Origin of the sequence: Actinocrinis sp., assembly GCF_035946395.1 — a bacterium.
Classification (GTDB): domain Bacteria; phylum Actinomycetota; class Actinomycetes; order Streptomycetales; family Catenulisporaceae; genus Actinocrinis.
Window position 1 is genome coordinate 42,600 of sequence record NZ_DASYZI010000252.1, and the last position, 9,515, is coordinate 52,114.

The following is a 9,515-nucleotide window of genomic DNA, read 5'->3' on the forward strand; positions in this document are numbered from 1 at the left end:
ACGGCTGCCGTACCGGTCGTGCCGCGGTCGAGCAAGCCCGCGCCACAGCCTTGCGAGGGTGCGGACGCTGATGTCAGTACAGCTGCTCGAGGCCGATCAGCCGAAGGTCGCCGCGGGTCTCGGCGCGCAGCTCTTCGGTGAAGCCGACCCCGCTGTAGCAGGCGAGCGCGGTGTCGCGAGTGTCGAAGCCCTTGCGCTGGAGCAGTTCTCGGGCCCGTTCCAGCTTCCGCACGTGCCCGTGCCCCATCACCTCGCCCCACTTGCATTCTCCCAGGGACAGAATCCGGGGCTTCTCGTGCGAGTTCTGCGATGCGAGGACGACGACGTCGACCTCGAGTTGCGAGCGGCCGTCGGGGTCATTGACCTCGCCGAATCCGACCTCGCCGGGCAGGCCGCCGAACAGGTCAGGCTCGGCGTGCGCTGCGAAGTCGCGGCAGACGGCCTCGAAGTGCGGACCGGCGACCTGTTTGACAAAGGTGGGGCGCACGGCCTCCCACACGGCGGCGGCGCGGTTGCGCTCCAATTCCGTCCATCGGGCGCGCATGACCGACTCGTAGAAGGTGATGAGCGGCTCGGTGATGCGGTAGCGGAAGCGCCCGGGCCGGAACAGATCGGCCTCCTTCGCCACCAGCGCGCAGTCCACCAGCACGTTGAGGGGATGGACGATCTGGTCCGACTTGCGTCCCACCCTGCTGGCGATCGTGCCGTTCGTGGTGTTCCCCAACGCGATCGCGGCGAGGGTGGAGTGGTAGACGGCCAGATCCCTGATCTCGGACTCCTCGGCCAGCAGGTATCGGGCCTCTCTGAAGAGCGGGCTCTGGCGGTTCAGGACGGTACGCAGTACCCATGCGTCGAAGTCCGCGAGGTTGGCGGGGACGTCCCCACCGACGAACTCCTCCCGATACGCTGGCGTTCCGCCGACCACCATGTGCACGAGGAGTGCCAGCCTCGGATCAGTGATACCCCAGAACTGGGCGGCGTCCCGGTAGGAGAACGGCGTGATCACGAGTTCGAGGCCGGCTCGGCCCCGCAGCGGGGCGTTCCCGTCGAGCATCCCGCCCATCACGGACATGGCGCTGCCGCACAGCAGTAGCCGCGCCAGGCTTCCGCGTCCGGTGCCGCCGGGTCCCAGTTCGCGCTGGATGATGGAGGGCAGTTCGGGCGACGCTTTGGTCAGGAACGGGAACTCGTCGAGGACCACGGGCATTGGCTGTTGTGTGAACTGCCGCAGCAGATGGGGGATGGCGTCGTTCCAGTCCCGGAACGGGTGGGGGATGGGCTCACGAGTGTGCCGGATCAGCGCATCGGAGAACAGACGGAGCGAGTCGGCTTCAGTCGCCTCGGTCGCGCCGAAGTACAGGCCCCCTGTCTGCTGTGCGAAGGCTTCGAGCAGCAAGCTCTTGCCCTGCCTGCGACGCCCGCTGACCACACCAAGCAGCGCGTTGGGCTGGTCGCGGGCCGCGAATGAGCAGAGCCCGGTCCACTCGTCCGCCCTGTCGAAGATATGGTCCGGTTTGGTGGACACGATGCCTCCTCTGCATAGTGAGACGTGCTTCACTGAAGTATACTTCAGCGAGCGTCTCCCCGAAGTAGCGCACGCGCACGATGGTCCAGAGCCGGAGGCATGTTGACACCTCCCCAGAGTCCCCGAGGATGCAGGCTGACGGTGTAATGCGTCCGATGCGCTTCTGGCCAATGGTGTCGGGCGCAGGCGCTCAGCCAGACCAGGGCCTCGCTCACTGAACGCCCGGCGTTTCAACCAGTAGCTGGTTGCTTATTTCAAGATCATCCCGCGTGGCGAAGGGGTGAGCCGGATCCGAGTCTTCAGTGCCGTGAACCTGCGGGTCGCAGCCTCGGGCCAGGCGAGTTCGAACTTCGGGTGCATCAGCGTCTCCGCGGATCAGAGCAATATCTAGCCGTCGTCAGGACGTCGGCGTGCCCGGAGGCGTTGAACGTTTCGGCTCCGACTGTGTGAGCCGCCTTGTTTGTCGTGCGCCTCTGCTACTGTCGACGACAGCACGGAGCTTGGGACGATACCTGAGCCACCGCTATCAGCTTGGGTATGGAGCGTCGGAATGCGCCCTCGCCACCACCCGTTTCCCAGACTTTTGCGAACCGCTGGCATCCTCATGGGGTCGGTGGATGGAAGGTGCATTGATGACGATTTATTCGCAGCATGCGAATCGGGGAAAGGTTCAGATCCTGGCGACGTACCAGGGGCCGGGCGGGGTGACGTCATCGACGGTGACGAGCCTCGGCTCGTCCGATCAGGTTGCGCCGCTGGTCGACGCGCTCAACCGGGTCTCGGCGTTCGCTGAGTTGCCGATGGCCGTGTCCGACACGCGCGGTCAAAGGGTGCGGTCCTATCCGTCGCGGCACGTTGAAGCGCTGACGGACCGCGATGCCCGCAGCGGTCTTCTGACCGGCACGCATAGCTTGTGGTACGAGTACGTGTGCTTCGAACTCCACCGCGCGCTCGCCGATCTCGACAATGCCTTGCAATCTGTGCCGGGTCCGATCCGCATCGCGGTCAACGCTGAGGTGGATAAAGAGGCCGAACTTCTACGCGTCGCGGTCGGTGAATCGGACGGTACGGAGCCCGCGCCGACAGAGGGTGTCGAGAGGCTGTGGGAGTTCGACGCGCCCATGGTTCGTTACGACGGCGGGATGGATGTTCTCAGTGCGGAAGTCCGCGAGAAGTTGGACGACTTCGAAGACGACGCGAGCGACGAAGAACGTGTTGTGGCGGTGGCGGATCTGCGTGTGCTCGCCGCGGTACAGGCGATGTGTTCAGACGTCGATTATCTGCACTTCGAGGCAGGGTACCTTACCCTCAGTCACGATCCGGTCGGCCCGTATAAGCTGTTCCTGACGATCGGTGCGCCACAACCGGGCGACAGCGGTCTCAAGGCATGGAGCGTCGACGTCGACCGATGGGTGCCCACGGACCCGAACGAGCAGTTAGAGGATCCGGACGACGACTACCGCAGTGCGACCAGCCAAAGCGTGCTGTGTTGCGAACTCCCGAAGCGGCCATCTGCTGAGAGCCTCGCAGGCTTCTTGCACCGGCTCGACCGCGAGCCGCAACTCCTACCGCGGATCGTGAAGACCGCGGAAATCGGATCGCCGCTTGAGGGCACGGAATTCGTCGTCACAGCTCTTGGTGAAGGATAGGCCCGGTTCCGTACGCCGCCGCTGCCGAGCGCGCGAGTTCGAGCTGGGGTCGCGCCCCACATGAGAGGCGAGCGGGTAGCCCACGAAAGCAGTCACCCCAGGTCAGCGAGGTGCTGATCTGGGGTGATTGCTTGTCCTGAGATCCTATTTCCGCAGGTCAGAGCGGGTGTCTAGATGTCGTAGTACAGCTCGAACTCGTACGGGTGTGGGCGCAGGCGGATCGGGTCGATCTCGGCGGAGCGCTTGTAGGCGATCCAGGTCTCGATCAGGTCGGGGGTGAACACGCCGCCTGCGGTGAGGTAGTCGTGGTCGGCCTCTAGGGAGTCGAGGACGGCGGGGAGGCTGCCGGGGACTTGGGGGACTGCGGCGTGCTCGTCCGGGGGCAGTTCGTAGAGGTCCTTGTCGACCGGGGAGATCGGCTCGATCTTGTTCTTGATGCCGTCCAGGCCGGCCAGCAGCATCGCCGAGAAGGCGAGGTACGGGTTGGAGGACGGGTCCGGCGCGCGGAACTCGATGCGCTTCGCCTTGGCGTTGGCGCCCGTGATCGGGATGCGGATCGCCGCGGAGCGGTTGCGCTGCGAGTAGACCAGGTTGACCGGGGCCTCGAAGCCGGGGACCAGGCGGTGGTACGAGTTGAGCGTCGGGTTGGTGAACGCCAGCAGGCTCGGGGCGTGCCGCAGCAGGCCGCCGATGTAGTGGCGCGCGACGTCCGACAGGCCGGCGTAGCCGATCTCGTCGTAGAAGAGCGGGTTGCCGTCCTTCCACAGGCTCTGGTGCGTGTGCATGCCCGAGCCGTTGTCGCCGAACAGCGGCTTCGGCATGAAGGTCACGGACTTGCCGGCGGCCCACGCGGTGTTCTTGATGATGTACTTGAACAGCATCAGGTCATCGGCGGCGGCCAGCAGTGTGTTGTACTTGTAGTTGATCTCCGCCTGGCCGGCGGTGCCGACCTCGTGGTGCGCGCGCTCGACGGTCAGGCCCTGGCTCTGGAGGTTGAGCACCATGTCGTCGCGCAGGTCGACGTAGTGGTCGTACGGCCGCACCGGGAAGTAGCCGCCCTTGTAGCGGACCTTGTAGCCGAGGTTGCCGCCCTCCTCCTCGCGCCCGGTGTTCCAGTACCCGGACTCGGAGTCGATGTGGTACGAGCCGGAGTTCACCGTCGTCTCGTAGCGCACCGAGTCGAAGATGTAGAACTCGGCCTCGGGGCCGAAGTAGGCGGTGTCGGCGATGCCGGAGCTCTTGAGGTACGCCTCGGCCTTCTTCGCCACGTTGCGCGGGTCGCGCGAGTAGGCCTCGCCGGTCAGCGGGTCGTGGATGAAGAAGTTGACGTTGAGCGTCTTGGACTTGCTGAACGGGTCGAGCCGCGCCGTGGTCGGGTCCGGGAGCAGCTGCATGTCCGACTCGTGGATGGCCTGGAAGCCGCGGATCGAGGATCCGTCGAAGGCCAGGCCGTCGGAGAACACGGACGCGGTGAACGACTCCACCGGCACGGTGAAGTGCTGCATGACGCCCGGCAGGTCGCAGAACCGGACGTCCACGAACTGGACGCCTTCGTCACTGAGGTACTTGAGTACCTCGTCGGCGTTCTGGAATGTCACTATTCCTCCTCGACCCTGATCGGCCGGCCTCACCGGGAGCGCCGGCCTCTCGGGAACGCGATGGGCACTGAGCGGGGGCTTTGTAGTTGGTCGGCGAGTGCGCGCAAGCCCCCACACGGCTCACCTGCTGTCCCGCCAAGGGCCTCGCGTCCGGTCCGGCGGGACACACGGCCGCGGACGGTGCGGTGGGGTGGGTCTCGCAGGCACGATTTCGCGACAGGCTCTGGCTGGGAACGATAGGAAGAGGCCATTTCCCGTCCATGTCCCTTTTGTTTCCTGCACGTTACGCGCCAGGGGACAACGCTACATTCGGCGAACGGCACGGATGTGCGACGCGCCGTTGTGGGGACGGGGCGAGCTGCTGTGCCCGCGGGTGACGTCATGAGGGGTTCTTTGGGTGGATGGCTTACGGATTGGGACCCCGGCGCGGGCGGATTGTTTCCGACGGCTACCGTGGTAGGCATGACCTCCTCTCAGTCCCCTGCTCAATCTCCGGCGCCGGGATCCGGCGCGGGATCCGGCACCGGCTCGCGGCGCTCGGCCCTCGGCGGGTGGCTTGAAGGGCCTGGGACGACCGGGGTCGGTTCCGGACAGGGAGAGCAGGAGTACCGCGGACAGCGGCTCGGTCTGCCCGAGTCGGGGTCCGGCTCGCTGGCGCCGCAGGGGCGCCGGCTCGGCGCGCTGATCGTGGACTGGGCGATCGCCTACTTCCTGGCGGCGGCGTTCGGCTGGCAGCCGTCCTCGGCGCAGGGGCAGTGGGGGACGATCGCCATCTTCGCGGCCGAGCACCTGTTGATGCTGTCGCTGCTGGGCTTCACGCTCGGCAAGCGCCTGTTCGGGCTGCGCGTCGGCAGGCTCGGCGGGCCGCTGACCCCATTGCACGTGATCGTGCGCACGGTGTTGCTGCTGCTGGTGATTCCGGCGGTGGTCTGGGACCAGGACGGCAGGGGGCTGCACGACCGGCTGGCGGGGACCGTGGAGGTGCGGAAGTAGGGAAGTGGGGAAGTGGGGAGATGGGAAGTAGGGAGTAGGAAGTGGTGGAGGTGGTGGGGGCGGTAGGGGGTTGAGACGGGATGGCGATGGACGACGACGGCCGGGGTTCTCCCGGCCGTCGGTGTGCGTCGTGGTCGTATTGTGGGTTTGGTGTCGCGAGGGTTGTGAAGGTTGATCGGTGCGCGCGGTTTGAGCACTTTGGCGGGGCGGGTGCGGGCTAGCGGGGGTTTCCGCGGGGGATGCGGCCGCCACGCGGCATCGGGCCCTTCGGCATGTTCGCCAGCGGGCCGCTGCTGATCGCGGCCAGCCGCTTCGAGTACTCGTTGATCTGCATCTGCGTCAGCTTCGCGCGGCCGCGCAGGCTGCGCTTGGTCAGCGTCTGGGTCAGCTTGCTCAGCGGGATCTGGCCGGCCTCCGTGTCGTCGCCGACCACGACGACGTTCACCTCGACGTCCGGGCCGAGGTTGCGGGCGATCGCCTTGCGCTCTTCCTTCACCAACTGGGTCAGCCGGGCCGGGTCGCCCTCGGCGACCAGCAGGATCCCGGCCCGGCCGATCAGCCGGTGCACCAAGTCCTGCTGCCTGTTGAACCGCACCATGGTGGTCATCGACCAGCCGCGCTTGAGGCTCTGCTCGATCACCGCGGCGGCCGCGCCGGGCTGCCCCTCGATCTGCCGGTACGCGGTGCTCTGCACGCGCCGGGAGAGCACGGACAGGCCCACCACGATGCTGGAGGCGAGGCCGAGCACGATCCCGAGGGCCAGGCCGAAGATGCTCTGGCCGAACGAGAAGTAGAACAGCGCGAACACGGCCACGAGCGTGAGGCCGCCGAAGCCGAGGATCGCCAGCGGAAGCCGCGGGTCGCTCTCTTTGGTCACCTTGTAGGCGTACACGAACTGCTTGAAGCGGCCCGTCGGCGGTTCGGGCTGGGCCGCCGGGTTGACGGTCGGCTCGGGGGATGGGTTACGCGCCATGCTCAAAAGGATATGTCCACGCGGGGTTGGTCAGCGCACGGCGTGGGACTGACGTGATTGATTCGGTATGGGTTGGCATGAGGGGGAGGGCAGCGCGGCTGACGGGTCGTCAGGTGTGAGGGCGTCGGGCGGACCGGGATTGGCGGGATGGGCGGCGGGACGCCATTGGGGAAGCCGTCAGGGAGCGTGAGTGTGGTGAGGCGATGAGGGGGTGGGCTCCCTTGGCGTCAGTGCGGCTTGCGGGGGAGTGTGTGGGAACGTGGGTGCGGGTGCGGGTGCGGGTGCGGCTCCGGACCCAGCTCCAGCGCGGTGGAGGCCTCAGCCCTTGCCCTGGCCCGCGCTCGGTCCTCCTGGACCGCCGCCCAGGCGTTCGCCCGCGCGACGCTCATCGCATCGCCGCGGAAGATCACCCATTCGACTGTGTTCAACACCGTGCGGACCGCTCCGCGTCGTGCTGCGGCTCGGCTCGCCGCGGCACGGTCGATCGTCACCGCCATGCTCGTTTGTGCCCCCAATCCTGTGAATCCGGATCAGCACCGCCAGGGTTGCTGTCTCGTGTTGCCAAGGTACTGCGCACCGGTCAATTCCCGGTGAAACGCCGCCGGAGCCATTACTTAGGCCGTTCGAGCGGCAACCGCCTGCTGGTACAGCCGTCCGGCCCGGTACGACGAGCGCACCAGCGGTCCGGACATCACTCCGCTGAAGCCGGCCTGCTCGGCCTCCTGCTTGAGTTCGACGAACTCCTCCGGCTTCACCCACCGCTGCACCGGGTGGTGCCGCGCCGAGGGCCGGAGGTACTGCGTGATGGTGATCAGTTCGCAGCCCGCCTCGTGCAGGTCGAGCAGCGCCTGGGAGATCTCGTCCCGTTCCTCGCCCAGGCCGAGGATCAGGTTCGACTTGGTGACCAGGCCGGCCGCGCGCGCCTGCCGGATGACGTCCAGCGAGCGCTCGTAGCGGAAGGCCGGCCGGATCCGCTTGAAGATGCGCGGCACGGTCTCGACGTTGTGCGCGAGGACCTCGGGGCCGGAGCCGAAGACCTCGGCGAGCAGTTCGGGGACCGCGTTGAAGTCGGGGATCAGCAGCTCGACGCCGCAGCCGGGTACCTGCGCGTGGATCTGACGGACCGTCTCGGCGTAAAGCCACGCTCCGCCGTCGGGCAGGTCGTCGCGGGCCACGCCGGTCACGGTCGCGTACCTCAGGCCCATGGTGGCCACCGACTCGCCGACCCGGCGCGGCTCGTCCCGGTCCAGCGCGGCCGGCTTGCCGGTGTCGATCTGGCAGAAGTCGCAGCGGCGGGTGCACTGTTCGCCGCCGATGAGGAAGGTGGCCTCCCGGTCCTCCCAGCACTCGAAGATGTTCGGGCAGCCGGCTTCCTGGCAGACGGTGTGCAGCCCCTCGCTGCGGACCAGGTCGCGCAGCGCGGAGTACTCGGGGCCCATCTTCGCCCGGGTCTTGATCCACTCGGGCTTCTTCTCGATCGGGGTCGCGGCGTTGCGCACTTCCAGGCGCAGCAGCTTGCGTCCGTCGGGGCCGGCCGTGGCTGGCGGCGCAGAGGTCAGCGGCTCGGCGGACGGCTCGGCGGTGACGGACTTCGTGTCATCGACGGTGGTCACGGCCGCATCTCCTCACGCATCGGTACGGGACGAACAAGTTTACGCCGCGGCGGCGGAGCTGCTGGTGGCGCTGACGATGGTGGTGTCTGCCACAGTGACTGCGCGCACCTTGTCGGTGGCGGCGCCCTTAGGCTCGGTGAGCAGGTAAAGATGCCGTTCGATGATCGGCAGCAGTTCCTGCACGGTCACCTGTCGGCCGAGCTCCTCGCTGAGCGTTGTAACGCCCGCGTCACGGATTCCGCACGGCACGATCCGGTGGAACCAGTCGAGATCATTGTCGCAATTCACCGCAAATCCGTGCATAGTGGCGCCCTGGGCGAAGCGCAGCCCGATCGCGGCCAGCTTCCGCTCCTGCCGCAGGTCATCGCCGGGCACCCACACGCCGGAGCGGCCCTTGACCCGCTCGGTGCGCAGCCCGAGATCCGCGCAGGCCTCGATGATCACCTGCTCGACCCGGCGGACGAAGTCGACCACGTACACGCCCTCGGGCAGCCGTACGATCGGGTAGCCGACCAGCTGCCCCGGTCCGTGCCAGGTGATCTTCCCGCCACGGTCCACGTCGATCACGGGCGTGCCGTCGAACGGCCGGTCTATCGGCTCGGTGCGCTTGCCCGCGGTGTAGACCGGCGGATGTTCAAGCAGGATGACGGTGTCGGGCACCAAGTCGGCCACCCGCGCGGCATGCCGCGCGCGCTGGTCGTCCCAAGCGGTCTGGTAGTCGACCGCCTCGGCGCCGAAGCCGCTCCGGATGATTCGCAGTTCGCCCACGGTTAAGACTCTACGACGCGCCCACGCGGCGGGCAGCGCCCGCGATTCAACGCGGCCCGCCGCGGTCCCGATGGCGGTGAAATCCCCGGTGACCTCGGTCACAACCTTGTCTCGTGTAGCGTGTGCGGACGAAGCGGTTCGGATACCGCACAGCGTGACCTGCGAGGGCGAGGAGCCGACGAGCATGGCCGAACGGATCCGTTGGGGCATCGCCGGGACAGGTGTGATCGCCGACGCTTTCGCGCTCGATCTCGCGCTGCTGCCCGACGCCGAACTCGTCGCGGTCGGCTCACGATCACAGGCGTCTGCGGACGCCTTTGCCGACCGGCACGACGTACCGCATCGTCACGTTGGTTACGACGCCCTGGCCGCCGATCCCGACGTCGACGCGATCTA

The 9,515-nt window shown here is 67.3% G+C and carries 9 protein-coding genes; 3 read left to right on the forward strand and 6 right to left on the reverse strand.

Annotated elements, in window-relative coordinates; all coding sequences use genetic code 11:
• Nucleotides 1-73 precede the first annotated feature (73 nt).
• The gene (locus VGS97_RS15560) at nucleotides 74-1,525 is read right to left on the reverse strand and encodes a hypothetical protein (RefSeq protein ID WP_326854233.1); all 1,452 of its coding nucleotides are present in this window, start codon (nucleotides 1,523-1,525) and stop codon (nucleotides 74-76) included.
• 632 nt (nucleotides 1,526-2,157) lie between these two features.
• On the opposite strand from VGS97_RS15560, the gene VGS97_RS15565 reads away from it, so the two are divergent.
• Nucleotides 2,158-3,174 (forward strand): hypothetical protein, encoded by a 1,017-nt coding sequence (locus VGS97_RS15565; RefSeq protein WP_326854234.1) that lies wholly within the window; start codon nucleotides 2,158-2,160, stop codon nucleotides 3,172-3,174.
• Between the two features lie 170 nt (nucleotides 3,175-3,344).
• Here VGS97_RS15565 and glnA read toward each other — a convergent pair whose 3' ends face one another.
• Nucleotides 3,345-4,772, reverse strand: a complete 1,428-nt coding sequence (gene glnA, locus VGS97_RS15570) for a type I glutamate--ammonia ligase (RefSeq protein WP_326854235.1) — start codon at nucleotides 4,770-4,772, stop codon at nucleotides 3,345-3,347.
• A gap of 462 nt (nucleotides 4,773-5,234) precedes the next feature.
• On the opposite strand from glnA, the gene VGS97_RS15575 reads away from it, so the two are divergent.
• Nucleotides 5,235-5,765 carry an RDD family protein gene (locus tag VGS97_RS15575; protein WP_326854236.1) on the forward strand — a complete coding sequence of 177 codons (531 nt, stop codon included), beginning with the start codon at nucleotides 5,235-5,237 and terminating at the stop codon, nucleotides 5,763-5,765.
• Between the two features lie 217 nt (nucleotides 5,766-5,982).
• Here VGS97_RS15575 and VGS97_RS15580 read toward each other — a convergent pair whose 3' ends face one another.
• From VGS97_RS15580 to lipB, 4 genes are all read right to left on the reverse strand, one after another.
• Nucleotides 5,983-6,738: a DUF4191 domain-containing protein gene (locus tag VGS97_RS15580; protein ID WP_326854237.1), complete on the reverse strand. Its 756-nt coding sequence runs from the start codon at nucleotides 6,736-6,738 to the stop codon at nucleotides 5,983-5,985.
• Between the two features lie 227 nt (nucleotides 6,739-6,965).
• Nucleotides 6,966-7,229 (reverse strand): hypothetical protein, encoded by a 264-nt coding sequence (locus VGS97_RS15585; protein WP_326854238.1) that lies wholly within the window; start codon nucleotides 7,227-7,229, stop codon nucleotides 6,966-6,968.
• 123 nt (nucleotides 7,230-7,352) lie between these two features.
• The gene (lipA, locus tag VGS97_RS15590; RefSeq protein WP_326854239.1) at nucleotides 7,353-8,351 is read right to left on the reverse strand and encodes a lipoyl synthase; all 999 of its coding nucleotides are present in this window, start codon (nucleotides 8,349-8,351) and stop codon (nucleotides 7,353-7,355) included.
• 39 nt (nucleotides 8,352-8,390) lie between these two features.
• Nucleotides 8,391-9,119: a lipoyl(octanoyl) transferase LipB gene (gene lipB, locus VGS97_RS15595; protein ID WP_326854240.1), complete on the reverse strand. Its 729-nt coding sequence runs from the start codon at nucleotides 9,117-9,119 to the stop codon at nucleotides 8,391-8,393.
• Nucleotides 9,120-9,303: 184 nt separating this feature from the next.
• On the opposite strand from lipB, the gene VGS97_RS15600 reads away from it, so the two are divergent.
• On the forward strand, nucleotides 9,304-9,515 hold a 212-nt coding region (locus VGS97_RS15600; RefSeq protein WP_326854241.1), incomplete at its 3' end, for a Gfo/Idh/MocA family oxidoreductase.